The organism is Gordonia polyisoprenivorans NBRC 16320 = JCM 10675 (assembly GCF_000241325.1).
GTDB lineage: Bacteria > Actinomycetota > Actinomycetes > Mycobacteriales > Mycobacteriaceae > Gordonia > Gordonia polyisoprenivorans.
Window position 1 is genome coordinate 64,065 of record NZ_BAEI01000011.1, and the last position, 14,065, is coordinate 78,129.

Annotated in this window: 11 protein-coding genes; 8 read left to right on the forward strand and 3 right to left on the reverse strand. The window is 67.6% G+C overall.

The features are described 5' to 3' along the window. Window positions 1-10: 10 nt before the first annotated feature. The 4 genes from GOPIP_RS03955 (at window position 11) to GOPIP_RS03970 (ending at window position 4,881) form a co-directional block, all read left to right on the forward strand. The gene (locus GOPIP_RS03955) at window positions 11-1,741 is read left to right on the forward strand and encodes a VWA domain-containing protein (RefSeq protein ID WP_006368258.1); all 1,731 of its coding nucleotides are present in this window, start codon (window positions 11-13) and stop codon (window positions 1,739-1,741) included. Window positions 1,742-1,848: 107 nt separating this feature from the next. Then, complete coding sequence (locus GOPIP_RS03960; protein WP_006368259.1) at window positions 1,849-2,349, forward strand: FMN-binding protein; 501 nt, start codon at window positions 1,849-1,851, stop codon at window positions 2,347-2,349. A 4-nt stretch (window positions 2,350-2,353) separates the two neighbouring features. Continuing rightward, a complete protein-coding gene (locus GOPIP_RS03965) occupies window positions 2,354-3,295 on the forward strand; it encodes an FAD:protein FMN transferase (protein ID WP_006368260.1) in 942 nt (313 codons plus the stop codon). Next, entirely contained in the window at window positions 3,292-4,881 is a 1,590-nt protein-coding gene (locus GOPIP_RS03970) for a ferredoxin--NADP reductase (protein WP_006368261.1), read from the forward strand. The genes GOPIP_RS03965 and GOPIP_RS03970 overlap by 4 nt, the downstream gene beginning before the upstream one ends. A gap of 49 nt (window positions 4,882-4,930) precedes the next feature. Here GOPIP_RS03970 and GOPIP_RS03975 read toward each other — a convergent pair whose 3' ends face one another. Beyond that, window positions 4,931-5,821 carry a LysR substrate-binding domain-containing protein gene (locus tag GOPIP_RS03975; protein WP_006368262.1) on the reverse strand — a complete coding sequence of 297 codons (891 nt, stop codon included), beginning with the start codon at window positions 5,819-5,821 and terminating at the stop codon, window positions 4,931-4,933. A gap of 93 nt (window positions 5,822-5,914) precedes the next feature. On the opposite strand from GOPIP_RS03975, the gene GOPIP_RS03980 reads away from it, so the two are divergent. From GOPIP_RS03980 to GOPIP_RS03995, 4 genes are read left to right on the forward strand one after another with little or no spacing between them, the layout of a single operon-like run. Next, window positions 5,915-7,156: an acetyl-CoA C-acetyltransferase gene (locus GOPIP_RS03980; RefSeq protein ID WP_035727117.1), complete on the forward strand. Its 1,242-nt coding sequence runs from the start codon at window positions 5,915-5,917 to the stop codon at window positions 7,154-7,156. Next, window positions 7,153-7,929 (forward strand): 3-oxoadipate enol-lactonase, encoded by a 777-nt coding sequence (gene pcaD / locus GOPIP_RS03985; RefSeq protein WP_006368264.1) that lies wholly within the window; start codon window positions 7,153-7,155, stop codon window positions 7,927-7,929. Before GOPIP_RS03980 ends, pcaD begins: the two co-directional genes overlap by 4 nt. After that, entirely contained in the window at window positions 7,926-8,708 is a 783-nt protein-coding gene (locus GOPIP_RS03990) for a CoA transferase subunit A (RefSeq protein ID WP_006368265.1), read from the forward strand. The genes pcaD and GOPIP_RS03990 overlap by 4 nt, the downstream gene beginning before the upstream one ends. 52 nt (window positions 8,709-8,760) lie before the next feature. After that, window positions 8,761-9,459: a CoA transferase subunit B gene (locus tag GOPIP_RS03995; RefSeq protein ID WP_006368266.1), complete on the forward strand. Its 699-nt coding sequence runs from the start codon at window positions 8,761-8,763 to the stop codon at window positions 9,457-9,459. Here GOPIP_RS03995 and GOPIP_RS04000 read toward each other — a convergent pair. Together GOPIP_RS04000 and GOPIP_RS04005 are read right to left on the reverse strand one after the other, a co-directional pair. Beyond that, complete coding sequence (locus GOPIP_RS04000) at window positions 9,405-11,927, reverse strand: helix-turn-helix transcriptional regulator (protein ID WP_006368267.1); 2,523 nt, start codon at window positions 11,925-11,927, stop codon at window positions 9,405-9,407. The genes GOPIP_RS03995 and GOPIP_RS04000 overlap by 55 nt on opposite strands. Window positions 11,928-12,146: 219 nt before the next feature. After that, complete coding sequence (locus GOPIP_RS04005) at window positions 12,147-13,727, reverse strand: HNH endonuclease signature motif containing protein (RefSeq protein ID WP_006368268.1); 1,581 nt, start codon at window positions 13,725-13,727, stop codon at window positions 12,147-12,149. Between the last annotated feature and the right edge of the window lie 338 nt (window positions 13,728-14,065).

Genomic DNA, 14,065 nt, shown 5'->3' on the forward strand with positions numbered 1-14,065 from the left:
GAGTGCGCACATGGGGCGGCACAGCAACGAGCCCGCGGATTCCGGGCACGCTCCCGGCCGTCCGGGTGACGGTCAGTCCGGCGCTGCCGCCGACGACTTCGGTTTCGAGCACCGCAAGGTGCGGTCATCTCGTCGCGGCGCCCTGCTGTGGGGTCTTGGCGCACTGGTGGTCGTGGCCGCCCTCGTGACCGGATTCGTGGTGTGGCGCACCGTTGGTTCGGGCGCCTGCCACGGTGACCGGACGAGCGTGACCGTCGCCGCCGATCCGACCATCGCCTCGGCATTGCGGGATTCCGCGGCCACGGTCTCGGCCAACAGTTGTTACGACTACTCGGTCGACTCGGTGGCCGGGTCGGCCGCGCCGGGTCTGTTGACCAGTGGTGATCAGCGCCCCGACCTGTGGGTGCCGGATTCGCAGCTGCAGGCTCGCCGCGTCATCACCCAGGTCCGCCAGGAACTCGATCTCACCTCACCGTCGTTGGTCTCCACGCCCACCGTCGTCGTCGGCAAGAACGTGCCGCAGCTGTCCAGTTGGGAGCAGGTCATGAAGCTGCCCGATCTGCGCGCGGGCAGCCCGGTGGACACCAGCAGCGGCGACGCACCGATCGTCGGCGCGCTCGCCGAGGTCAATGCCAACAAGCTCACCGAGGATCAACTACTCGAGGGCATGACGGTACTTGCGGTGCAGCAGAACAACGTTCGTCTGACCAACGACAGCGAGGGCACGCGCCTCAATCTGGCGAACGCCTCCGACGTGCCGGCGGTGACGACCGAACAGCAATATGTGATGTTCATGCGCACCCATCCGGGATCTCAGCTGAAGTTCGCGATTCCCGCCGACGGCACGGTGCTGCTGGATTACCCGTTGGTGAACACCGCCGGTTCGGCGCGCAAGGGCGACGCCGACGACGCGGGCAAGGCGCTGGCCGCCGGTATCGCCGGCAATGCCGCACAACCGTTGGCCGACGCGGCATTTCGTCTGCCGAACGGCAAGCCCGCCGGTGGTGAGCATCCGTACGGCACGGGTCAGCCGGTGCAGGTGCTCACGCTGCGCGATCCCGCGGAGGTCGACAAAGCGCTGCGGCAGTGGCAGGTGCTCGGAGTGCCGATCCGCACGCTCGTCGTCGAGGACACCTCCGGATCGATGCAACAGCGTGTGGGATCCGAGACCCGGGCGCAACTGTTGATCGACGCGTCGCTGCAGGGTCTGAAACTCTTCCCGAACAATGCCGAGATCGGCGGCTGGGCATTCAGTCAGAACCGCGGCCCGGGCGGCCAGGACTGGGTGCAACTGTCCGACATCCGTCGACTCGACGCGCCCGCGGCCAACGGAAAGACCCACCGTGACGAACTCGCCGCCGCGGTGACGCAGGGACTGGCGCCGCAGAACCTCGGCGGGGCGACGGGTCTCTACGACACCACCCTCGCCGCATTCAAGCAGGTCCAGAGCACCTACGATCCGACCTACTCCAACAGCGTCATCATCATGACCGACGGCGAGAACGAGGATCCCGGCAGCATCAGCCTCGACGAGCTGATCACCGAGCTCAAGAAGCTCGAGGATCCGGCGCGTCCGGTACTCGTGCTCACCATCGGCATCTCCTCCGACGCCGACACCGACGCCCTCAAGCAGATCGCCGACGCGACCGGCGGCACCTCCTATGTCGCCAAGACCGCCGACGACATCTCGTCGGTGTTCGTCAACGCCATCCAGGCGCGCGTGGCGGCCGCCGGACGCTGATCCGCCGGCATGAATCCGGCAGGTGGCTGCGAGGTTTCTTGGGATACCCTAAGACATCGGTCCCGGGGGAGGCGCTGCACGGTGATCGTGCCCCAGAATGGGGAACCATGACCCGATCAATCCGGACCATGGTCCGCAAAGATGAGTTCGTGACCGTGACCCGCGCGACCGGGGTGGTTGCCGCCGTCGCCGCCGTGGGCCTGGCGACCGCCGCATGCGGTTCCGACGACGCGACGGCCTCCGACGCCACTCAGAGCACGGGCGCGGCGACCTCGGCCACCTCGGCGACCGGTGCTGCCGGCGGCTCCGGCGAGTACAAGAGCGGCACCTACAGCGCGACCGGGCACTACGTCTCCCCGGGCGGCCCGCAGCAGATCGGTGTGACCGTCACGCTCGACAATGCGACGATCACCAAGGTCGATCTCGATCGCAGTCATACCCGCGGAACGTCGGCGGAGTTCCAGGCGAAGTTCGCCAGCGGGATCAACTCCGAGGTGGTCGGCAAGAACATCGACGATCTCGACGTGCACAAGGTGTCCGGGTCGTCACTGACCTCCGGTGGCTTCAATGACGCCATCGCCCAGATCAAGTCGCAGGCGCGCGCCTGATCCGGTGCGTACCGACCCGTTGAGGACCGACTGGGGTTTCGAGGCGCTCGGCACGGTCTGGGAGATCACCACCGACCGGCCGCTCTCGGAGCGTGCGCGTGCCGCGGTGGGTGCCGAACTCGATCGCATCGACCGGTTCTGGTCACGCTTCCGTCTGGACTCGACGGTCGCCGAGATGTCCCGCAGGGACGGCCGGTACCGCCTCGCCCGCGAGGATCGATGTCTGCTGGAGTGGTATCGCGAGCTCTACGACGCCACCGGTGGTGCGGTCACCCCGCTGGTCGGGCAGATCCTCGACGACGCCGGATACGACGCCGACTACTCGTTGACCCCCGATCGCACCGTGCCCGCGCCCGCGTGGGACGACGTCATCGACTGGGACGGTAACGAATTGGTGGTCCGCACCCCTGTTCTGCTCGACGTCGGGGCAGCCGGCAAGGGCTTCGCCGTCGACCGGGTGGCGTCGATCGTCGCCGACCACGCCGAGCGTTACCTCGTCGACGCCGGCGGGGACATGGTGATCTCGCCGCGCGACGAACCGGTACGGATCGCCCTCGAACACCCCCTCGACCCGACCAAGGCGATCGGACTCGTCGAATTGACCGGGGGTGCACTGTGCGCGTCTGCGGCCAACCGTCGCGTGTGGGGCGACTGGCACCACATCGTCGACCCGAGGACGGCTGCGCCCACCCGTGAGGTCATGGCCACCTGGGTGTACGCGCGGGACGCGATGACCGCCGACGGCCTGGCCACCGCGCTGTTCTTCACGGCGGCAACGGAATTGAGCGTTCTCGGAGCGCGTCACGGGTGGGCGCCGGCACTGTCGGTCGGCTCCGACATCGCCGGGTTCCGGTTCGCCGGCACCGACGTACCCGACCATGTGGCGATTCGCGGCAGCGGAGTCGTCGAGCACACCACGATCCCCGGATTGGAGCTGTTCGTATGACGAGTCTGTCACGGCTGACGAGTCTGTCACCGCGATGGCTGACCATGCATCGCGCGGTGCTACTCGCGCTGCTCGCACTGGCCGTGGGGTCGTTCATCGTCGCCGCCGCCGACAGCGATTTCGCCTACACCCCAGAGCAATTGCTGGTGTCGCTGGTGATCGCGCTGGCCGTCACTGGTGCCGGAACCTACCTGTGTGCGGCGCTGGTGCGGGTACCGCCTGGTGCGGATTCGTGGGCGATCACGGCATTGATCCTGTTCTTCCTCATGCCCGGGGTGTCCGATGCGGCCTCGGCGGTGTCGATGGTGATCGCCGCGGGCGCTGCGGCGATCAGCAAATACGTGGTGGTGTGGCGTCGCCGGTTGATCCTCAACCCGGCCGTCGTCGGGGCGACCGCCGCGTACGCGGTCTCCTACGCCGGGGTGAGTATCGCTGGGGTGCCGCTGAGTTCGCCGTTCTGGTGGGTGGCCGCAGAGCCGCTGTTCTATCCGATGCTCATCATCGGCATCCTGTTGGTGACCGTGCTGCGCGAATGGTGGCTCGTCACGGTCTTCCTGCTGGCGACGCTGGCCACCGTCGGAGTGCTGCAGGTGACGCAGGGCGGTCAGGATCTGCAGTTCGTGTTCGTCTCGTCGCCCACGCTGTTCCTCGCGGCCGTCATGCTGCCCGAGCCGTTGACCTCGCCGACATCGCGAATCCACCGCGCCGTGTACGCGATCATCGTTGCGGTGCTGATGAATTGGCAGCAGACCTTCGAGATCACTGACGCCTATTCGCTGGAGTTCGTGCCGCAGATCGCGCTGGGCGTCGGATGTGTCTACGCCTTCGTGGTCCGGTTGGTCGCCCAGCGCGGTGCGGGGCGGGTGGTGCTCGACACGTATGTCGACCGCATCGCCGAGAACACCTATCGGGTTCGCGCGCAGACGACCTCGCGGTTGCGGTTCGCGCCCGGTCAGTGGGCGATGGTGTCGGCGCCACGGTGGTCGGCGCCGTTGTGGCAGCGCACCCGGCGCGTATTCTCCTACGCCGAGGCGCCGGGGGAGAACCCGGCCGAGTTCGCGTTCACCGTGCCGTCGGCGCGGGTGTCCACCTTCAAGTCCGACCTCATCGAATCCCGGCGGAGCCGGCTGTATCTCGACGCCACCGGCGGCGATTTCACCCTCGAGCGCCGGGTGGGCCGGCACCCACTGGTGCTCTTGGCCGCCGGCATCGGCATCACCCCGTACCGATCGATGCTGCGCACCCTGACGCTCGGTGACGGCCGCCCCGACCTGTCGTGGCTGACGGTCGTCCACGTCGTCGGTGCCGCCGAGCGGACGGTGTACGACGACGATCTCGACATCCTGCGGGCCGCCGGCGCGCGGGTCGAGGTCACCTCCGACGACGCAGGGCTGACCGCGGGTATCGCCGAACCCGCGGCGTTGGTCGACCTCGCCGGGCGTGCGGTGCACTCCGGGGATGCGCACTATCTCGTGTCGGGCAATCCCGCGTTCGTGCGCACCACCGCCGCCACCATTCGCCGCACCGACACCACAACCCGCTGGGCGTTCTGGCGGATTCGCACCGACGCATTCCTGGGTTATTGAGTTCCTGGGGGTATTGAGTTCCTGGGGTACTGGCCGGCCCGGGGAGCGCTCATCCCGGCGCCTGCGCCAGGCGACGCAACACCGTCACCACCTCATCGACCACCGGTGAGTGCACCTGGGCGGGTCGGGCGGCGACGAGTTCGACGCTGGTGTGTGGGATGAGGTCGGCGTAGCGGACGCCGGCGATGTCGAGGGCGGCGGTGGGGGCGGGCACGATCGCCACCCCGAGCCCGGCGGCCACGAGTGTGACCAGGGTCGAGGTCTCGGCGACCTCGTGGCGGATGCGTGGCACGAACCCCGCGTCGGCCCACAGGCCCGAGATCACCGAGTTCATCACCGAGCGGCCGTGTCCGGCGTGGGCGATGAGATCGTCGGTCGCCAGGTCGGCGACGGACAGCTCTGTGCGGTCGGCGAATCGGTGGCTGTCGGGGAGTGCGACGATCAGCCGGTCGGAACGGATCGGTTCGATCACCGCGTCGGTCCCGGTGATCGGCGGTCGTAACAGCGCGAGGTCGATCCGTCGCTCTTCCAGCGCGGAGAGGAGTTCGGGCGCCAGCATCTCGCCGCGGACCGCGACCTCCACCCCGGGGAGTTCGTCGCGTAGCGTGCGGACGAGTTGCGGGAGCAGTGAGTAGGTGGCCGAGCCGACGCACCCGATCGTCAGGTGTCCTTCCTGGCCTTCGGCGACGCGTCGCGCCTGGGCGCCGGCGGATTCTACGGCGTCGAGGATCGCGACGACCTGCGTCAGATATGCGGTCCCGGCGGGGGTCAGTTCGACGCGGCGGGTTGAGCGGGTCAGCAACTCGACGCCGAGTTCGGCCTCGAGCTGCCGGATCTGTGCCGACAGTGGCGGCTGGGCGATGTGGAGTCGTTGCGCGGCCCGGCCGAAGTGCAACTCCTCGGCGACCGCGCGGAAGTATCGCAGGTGACGCAGTTCCATGGATGCGAGTCTACGACTTTTGATACTTAACAGCTCTCAATAGCGGCGATTTTGGTACTTCAGAATATTAGCGGTGCGGCCTAGCCTCGGAGTATGAGTTCTGGCACCTCGACTTCTTCCGACACCGATGTGGTCATCTGCTCCCCGCTGCGCACCCCGGTGGGCCGGATGGGTGGCGCGCTGGCGCCGCTGACCGTCACCGACCTGGCGACGACACTGCTACGCGAACTCGCCACGCGGACCGGCCTCGGAGAGGGCGATGTCGACGACGTCATCCTCGGACAGGGCTATGCCAACGGTGAGTCACCCGCCATCGGACGCATGGCCGCCCTCGACGCCGGTCTCGGTATCGGCGTGCCCGGCATGCAGGTGGACCGCCGATGTGGCTCGGGACTGCAGGCCATCCTCAATGGTGCCGCCCAGATCGCCTCCGGGGGAGCCGAATTGGTCATCGCCGGCGGTGCCGAATCGATGTCGAATGTCGAGCACTATGCGCTCGGCCTGCGGACTGGGGTGCGTCAGGGCGGCGTCGAGCTGATGGACCGCCTCGATCGCGGTCGCCTCACCGCGGGCGGACAGTCGCACCCGGTGCCCGGTGGAATGATCGAGACCGCCGAGAACCTGCGCAAGAAATACTCGCTGAGCCGCACCGAGCAGGACGAACTCGCGGTGCGCTCCCACGAAAGGGCCATTGCCGCACACGACGCCGGGCGCTTCGCCGACGAACTCGTGCCCGTCACCATCCCCGGGCGTCGCGGAAAACCCGACACCGTTGTCGACCGCGACGAGCACCCGCGTGCCGACGCCGACCTCGCGAGCCTGTCGAAACTGCGCGCCATCCGTTCCCGCATCGACCCCGACTCGACGGTCACCGCCGGTAACGCGTCCGGGCAGAACGACGGTGCGGCGATGTGCGTCGTCACCACCCGCGCCGGTGCCGAGAAGCGCGGTCTCACACCGCTTCTGGCGCTGCGTTCCTGGGCCGTCACCGGATGCGCCCCCGAGGAGATGGGAATCGGACCGGTCGGCGCCACCGCCGCGGCGCTGGCCCGCGCCGGCCTGACCCTCGCCGACATGGATCTGATCGAGCTCAATGAAGCCTTCGCCGCACAGGTGCTCGCCGTTCTCGCCGAATGGGAGATCGACCCGACCGACGAACGCCTGAACCCCAACGGTTCCGGGATCTCGCTGGGACATCCGATCGGCGCGACCGGCGCCCGCATCCTGGCGACCGCGGCGTACGAGGCGCGGCGTCGAGACGCCCGCCACGTCCTGGAAACCATGTGTATCGGCGGCGGTCAGGGACTGGCCGCGGTGTTCGAGGTGATCCGATGAGCGCGGTCGAGGTCGCATCGTATGTGAGTGGGCCCGCCGACGCCCCGGTCGTCGTGTTGTCGAACTCGCTGGGCTCCGACCACCGGATGTGGGATGCCCAGGTCCCCGAACTCGAGAAGACCTTCCGAGTGGTGCGCTATGACACCCGGGGACACGGGGCGTCGCCGGTTCCGCAGGGGCCGTACGGGATCGACGACCTCGTCGACGATCTCGTCGCCCTGCTCGACCGCCTGGGCGTCGAGCGAGCGGCCATCGTGGGTCTCTCCCTTGGCGGGATGACCGCGATGCGGGTCGCCGTGCGCAACCCGGATCGTGTGCGCAGCCTCGGATTGCTGTGTACCTCACCGTATCTGGGGCCGGCTACCGGGTGGACGGACCGCGCCGCGGTGGTCCGCGACGGTGGATCGGTCGCCGTCGCCGATGGCGTACTCAGCCGCTGGTTCAGTCCGGGATTCCTTGCCGACGAGGCGAATTCGGACCGATTGGCCTACTACCGGGACATGATCGCCGCCACCCCGGCCGAAGGGTACGCGGGCTGCTGCGAGGCCATCGCCGCGATGGATCAACGCGGCGAGATCTCCGCGATCACCGCACCCACCCTCGCGATCGCCGGCGCCGACGACCCGGCCACCCCGCCGCAGATGCTCGCCGACATCGTCGACGCCGTCGCCGACGGCACGCTGCTCGTCGTCGACGACGCGGCGCACCTGGCCAACGCCGAACAGCCCGCCATCATCACTGCCGCCCTCATCGAACATCTGGAGAAGTCATGAGCATCAACAAGGTTGCCGCGTCCGCCGCCGAGGCAGTCGCCGACATTCCCGACGGCGCGAGTCTCGCGGTCGGCGGATTCGGGCTCTCCGGAATCCCCAAGTTCCTCATCGACGCGCTGCTCGCCCAGGGTGCCGGAAACCTCACCATCGTCAGCAACAACTGTGGCGTCGACGGCGCCGGCCTCGGACTCCTGTTGGAGGCCAGGCGGATCGACAAGGTGATCGCCTCTTACATCGGAGAGAACAAGGAATTCGGCCGTCAGTTCCTCGCCGGTGAGGTCACCGTCGAGCTCACCCCACAGGGGACGCTGGCCGAACGGATGCGCGCCGGCGGCAGCGGAATCGGCGCGTTCTTCACGCCGACCGGCGTCGGTACCCTCGTCGCCGACGGTGGTCTGCCGTGGCGATACAACTCCGACGGCTCGGTCGCGCTGGCGTCGCCGGCCAAGGAGGTCCGCACCTTCAACGGTCAGGAGATGGTGCTCGAGGAGTCCATCGTCACCGACTACGCGCTGGTGCGCGCCGCCGTCGTCGACACGGCGGGCAACTGCTGCTTCCACGCCGCCGCCCGCAACTTCAATCCGCCCGCCGCGATGTCGGGGCGCATCACCATCGTCGAAGCCGAGAAGGTGGTGGAGGTCGGTGAACTCGGCCCCGATCAGATCCACCTGCCGGGGATCTTCGTCAAACGGATCGTCGCGCTCACCCCGGAACAGGCCGCAGACAAGGGAATCGAGCACCGCACCATCCGTGAGCGGCCCGCGGCCGTCTCGGCGTGATCTCCCGACCTGCCCGATCGACTGTCACCCAACACTTTCCGAGGAGAACACCATGACCTGGACCCGCACCGAGATGGCTGCCCGCGCGGCACGTGAGTTGCGTCCCGGCGACTACGTCAATCTGGGGATCGGGCTGCCGACGCTCATCCCCGATCACATGCCCGCCGATTCCGACATCGTGCTGCACGCCGAGAACGGCATCCTCGGGGTGGGGCCGTTCCCGTACGACGACGAGGTCGATCCCGATCTGATCAATGCGGGCAAGCAAACCGTGTCGGTGCTGCCCGGCGCGTCGTATTTCGATTCCGCCACCAGCTTCTCGATGATCCGCGGCGGTCACGTCGACGTCGCGGTCCTCGGTGGCATGCAGGTGTCGGCGAACGGTGATCTGGCCAACTGGATGGTGCCCGGGGCCATGGTCAAGGGCATCGGCGGTGCCATGGATCTTGTCAACGGCGCCGGACAGGTCATCGTGCTGATGGAGCACGTCAGCAAGAAGGGTGACCCGAAGCTCGTCGCGGAGTGTTCGTTGCCGCTGACCGGCAAGGCCGTGGTGAGCAGGGTGATCACCGATCTCGGTGTCTTCGACGTCACCGGAACGGGATTCGACGTCGTCGAATTGGCCCCGGGGGTGGAGTTCTCCGATGTGGAGGCGAAGACCGGTGCGACCGTCGTCGACAAAACCGACCTCAATGGTCAGGATCGCGACGCCGCCAACTCCGACCTCGACCGCAGCCCGAGCTTGGCGTAGATGCGGGTGAGGTGGTACTGCACGGTCTTGGGTGAAATGTACAGTTCGGCAGCCACTTCCCGGTTCGACAGTCCGCGCGCGACGAGGGTCGCGACGGCCTCTTCCTGAGGGGTCAGGTCGGTGACGTCACGCTCGGTGCGGTGGGAGGCGCCGGCATGGCCGGTGTGCACCCCGCCCGCCTTCAGCTCCCGATCACACCGCTCGACATACGTTGTCGCACCGAGGGAATGGTAGATCTCGCGCGCGGTGGCCATGACGGTGTCGGCGGCTCGGCGTTTGCCTGCACGTCGTAGCGTCTGGCCGTAGGCGAAGTTCACGCGCGCGAGGTCGTAACGCAGCGGCAGGCCCTCCAACAGCTCCAGTGACCGCTCGAATGTCCTTCGAGCACCGTGGATGTCGCCGGTGGAACCGAGGAGCCGGGCCCGGGCATAGCCGAGTCGTGCTGCCGCCGATCGATGGCCGCGCGCCGCGGTACGTTTCTCGAACGGTGTGAGCAGGGCGTCGGCCTCGTCGAGCCGGCCGTCGACGACGAGCGCGTTGGCGAGGACGTCGACCCACGGCCACCATCCGGGCTCGACGAGAGCGGGGGTGTCTTTGGCCATCTGCCGCAAGGGTTCGAGCGTGCGGATCACCTTGCCGTAATCGGCAGCGGCCTCGGCGAGTTGCGCTCGAGCGAGCAGCATCGGTATCCGCATGATCTCGTAGTCGCCCGCCGGTGCCGCCGCCCGGTCGGCCGCGTCGTGGGCGGATGACCAGTCTCCGCGGAGCGAATGAATCTGCGCCGCAGTCCAGTTCAGCAGGGGTGTGGCCAGCTCGATGCCCCCGCGGTCGGCGAGTTCGCGCCCCCGCTCCACGGTGACGAGCGCGGTGTCCCAATCGCCCGTGAGGAACTCGACGCGAGCGAGCCACGCCAACGACCAGAGAGAGATCCGGTTGGAGCCGCCGAGAGCGGCCATGGAGACCGCGGTCTCCAGATGGCTTCGGGCGCTGCCGATGTCGTCGATGCCGAGTTCGAGCCAGCCGCGGCCCATGGAGACGCGCTGCGCCTGAGGTCCGAAACGCACGCGTTCGGCGAGGTCGGTGTACGAGGCGACGGCGCCGGTCGTATCTCCCGACCACGCCTGTCCGAGACCGCGGATGACCGCGGCCTCGATTCCGGCGGGGGAGTTGTCGCCGGCCATCTCGATGGCCCGATCGGCCCAGTCGACGAGTTCGTCCCCGCGGCAGCGAACGAGATTGTGCAGGACGAAGCGCTGCGCGATCAGTGCAGCAACGTCGGGTTCGCGCTCGAAACTGACTATTCCCCAGGCGCGTTCGAGTCGGAGGTGCGCGTCAGCAGACCGGCCACGCAGGATGGCGAGATATGCCAGGGTGGCGTTGCGCAGCGCGGTCTCTCGCAGGCTCTCCACGATCGGCACATACGACGCCGCGCTCACACAGTCACCTGCGGCCAGCAATGCATCCACCGACAGGGTGGTGCGTTGGTCACTGCGAAGCCGATCCGAGGTCAGACGACCGGCTTGTCGATAGAGTTCGGCGGCCGCTGCCCACTCGCCGTCGGTGGCGCGGGCGTGGGCGAGCGCGTCGAGTTCGTCGGCGAGCGCGGCGTCGGGGACCGGGGTGGCGGCGACACGATGATTGAGCCTGTGTACCGGATCGGTCACCAGATCGGCGGCGCGGCGATGCATCTCGCCGACGCGACGGATTCCCATCACCTCGAGCACTGCGGCCTGTATCAGCGGTCCGGCGACCCGGGGATGCGCGTCGGCCGGCACCAGAGCGGCCGGAGCCTGGACGAGCCCGGTGCGCAGGGCGTCGTCGAGTGCGCCCAGCGGATCGGTGATATCTGCCAATTCGATTGCCACGCCCAGGGACTCGTTCTCGTGGAGAATGCATAGGGCTTCGATGAGTCGGCGGGCGGGCGTGGGGCATGCCTCGAGTTCTTCGCGGACCGAGTTGACGATGTATCCGGGCGCGGGAAGTGCGATGCCCGCCTGTGACCAGGCCCGCCCCGGCAGTTCGTCCAGCAGACTCAGAATGTCGCGCGGATTGCCTCCGGTGTGGTGGGTGAGCGTGTCGACAACCGTCGGATGAACCACGCGTGCGCGGGCCGTCGCCAGGGCGGCCACCGCGTCGCGATCCAGCCCGGCGAGTGGCATCACATCGGGCAGGAATGACATCAGTGCCGGCGTTTCATGCGTGGCGGTGAGAAGGACGAGGTGCGCGTCGTCATTCTCACCGATGACCTCGGTGAGTTCCGTTGCGTCGAGATTGTCGGCGTCGTCGATCGTGCGAATCGACAGGTCCTGCTGCGGCGCGAGTTGCGCGACATGGCGTAGCAGCGTGCTCTTGCCGATGCCGGCCGCGCCGGTGACCAGGAGGTAGGACGTCTGTGTCAGCTGAGCTGCGCGCTCGAGGATCTCGCCGACCTCGCGATCACGACCGATACAACCGGCCTCGATGATCATCCCCACATCCTAGTTGCGTCCCTTCCGGAGGAGCGGGTGTTTCACCCAGGGGCCTTGGCGCCCTTCCCCGACGACCGAGCCGCCCCTCCCCCCGATGGTCGAGGTGCGCCCATTTTCTGGTGGTCGAGGCGTCCCCCCGATGGTCGAGGTGTGAGGCGCGTGCGCCGAGCCTCGAGACCTCTTGCACCACAGCTGGTTCCACCCCACAACGAAACCCCGTCACCGCGGATACGTGACAATCACCTGCCCCGTCCGTCGGCTCCGCCACTGCACCCGCCGATCGGTGTAGAGCGTCGGCACCCACTCGGCGAGATGTTTGCGCTGATGATCAGCCCGACACAACGGGATCAGATCACCGAGCACCGTCCAGCCTCCGGCCTCGGGGTCGGCATGGTTGAACGGCCGCCAGTGGTCGAGGTCGCACAGGTGTGACGGCGTTCCGCAGTAGGGGTATCGGCACCAGGCGTCGTTGGCGAGCACCTCAGCGCGCAGTGTGGCGCTGGGTGCATAGGTCAATGCCCCAGGTGGTGGCACGGTGTGACCGCCGTGTCCGGTGGGATCCGCCGGTGGGGCTTGGGGTCGGTCGGAGATCTGCGGGATCAACGGACCAGCCGCACGCACGGATTCCGGGTAATGAATCGTCTTCGCGACCTCGGCCAAAGTCGTGGCGTAATCGCGGTCGATCGGCCCGTAACCCTGCAACCGCGGTACGAGAATCCCGTCCGGGTCAGAGACCACCGTCAACACGGGCGCACTCGGCACCACCAGCGCCCGCCCGAATGCCACCGGCACCTCATCACAGGTCGGCTCATCCATGGGGTCGGGGATCTCGGGTTCGACGACCGGCTCCACCAACTCGACTTCGGGAGCGTCGGCATCGGCGGGTTCGGGTAGCAGGTCGTCCCACGCTGCCGCGTCCTCGGCGTCAGCGGGTGTCTCGGCCGACCCGTTGCTGTCGGTGCCGCCTCCTCGTTTCGGGCAATCATCTTGTCCGCATTCGCAGTCGAGGTGCGCGCCGGGCACGCCGGTGATCTCCCCGAGTGCGATCACCCGCAGCGACCCCACTCGACGCGGGTCCTTACGGCAGGTCCGTTCATCGATGAGCGCGTTGATCTGCGTTGTGAGAAACACCCCGTAATGCGCCGGGACGACCGCATCCAGAGCGGAGTGCCCCGCAACATCAGGGGTGATGGTCACATTTCCCACCAGATCGGTGATGGTGTCGCGGTCCTCGATGACACTGTCGGGGTTCATCGAAATCAGTGCGGCGTCGAGTTGTTGCGAAAGCACCGGGTCGGTCGTCGCCCGAGACCCGTATTCCAGGACGATCTCTTCGAACGACATCTCCTCGTTCTCCCCGGCCTCGACGGTGTCGGTGTCGGTGGTGTCGATATTCTCGCCACGCTGCGCGGCCCGCGCCATGATCGAAGCCCGATTCGTCGACAGTTCCCCGTTCAGATAGGCGGCACGGATCAGCGGGAACTTCTCCAACAGCTCCGCCAACGCCACCCAACTCCCGGCCTTGCTACGGGAGACCTTGAACTGCAACGACACCTCGGCGCGTGCGAGTTTGTCGGCGTGCTCGATCACCGAACCCCACACACCGGTCTCGGGCCGCCCGGCCAGATGCTCGCGATACACCTGCTCTGCCAGTGCGGCGGCTGCCAGGACCGTCCGGGCCTCGTGCTGACGCGATTGGCGCAACAAATCCGGGCCGGTCTCGATGAGCTCGTCGCGCGACATCGACGTGATCGCGGCGGCGTCGGCATCCGGATCGGTGAACGTCAACACACTCGACATCCGAACAACCTCCCCTCCGCAGCGATCGAACCTTATGGGCACAAGTGTACGAAGTGGTACCGACAAAGCCGGTCCAACCAACGCCGGACCGGGGAAATCTGTGGACAACTTTTTCTACTCATCGACCGGGCGTCGAATTACGTCGACCGGGCGCTCTGTTGCGTCGAGTGGGTAGTGGATGTGGTTGCGATACTTGTCATCTCGCCGGGTCTCGAGGCTCGCCGCACGCGGCTCGCACCTCGACCACCGGGGGAAGGGTCGACCATTGGTCAGGAAATGCGCCGTCGTTCTACCCTGGACCTTTCCATCCGATGGTCGAGGTGCCGAGGAGCGCCAGC

Coding starts and splice junctions, on each gene's coding strand:
- GOPIP_RS04005 (WP_006368268.1), bottom strand. CDS start 13,727: ATGTCGAGTGTGTTGACGTTCACCGATCCGGATGCCGACGCCGCCGCG.
- GOPIP_RS03970 (WP_006368261.1), top strand. CDS start 3,292: ATGACGAGTCTGTCACGGCTGACGAGTCTGTCACCGCGATGGCTGACC.
- GOPIP_RS04000 (WP_006368267.1), bottom strand. CDS start 11,927: ATGATCATCGAGGCCGGTTGTATCGGTCGTGATCGCGAGGTCGGCGAG.
- GOPIP_RS03980 (WP_035727117.1), top strand. CDS start 5,915: ATGAGTTCTGGCACCTCGACTTCTTCCGACACCGATGTGGTCATCTGC.
- GOPIP_RS03990 (WP_006368265.1), top strand. CDS start 7,926: ATGAGCATCAACAAGGTTGCCGCGTCCGCCGCCGAGGCAGTCGCCGAC.
- GOPIP_RS03960 (WP_006368259.1), top strand. CDS start 1,849: ATGACCCGATCAATCCGGACCATGGTCCGCAAAGATGAGTTCGTGACC.
- GOPIP_RS03995 (WP_006368266.1), top strand. CDS start 8,761: ATGACCTGGACCCGCACCGAGATGGCTGCCCGCGCGGCACGTGAGTTG.
- pcaD (WP_006368264.1), top strand. CDS start 7,153: ATGAGCGCGGTCGAGGTCGCATCGTATGTGAGTGGGCCCGCCGACGCC.
- GOPIP_RS03955 (WP_006368258.1), top strand. CDS start 11: ATGGGGCGGCACAGCAACGAGCCCGCGGATTCCGGGCACGCTCCCGGC.
- GOPIP_RS03975 (WP_006368262.1), bottom strand. CDS start 5,821: ATGGAACTGCGTCACCTGCGATACTTCCGCGCGGTCGCCGAGGAGTTG.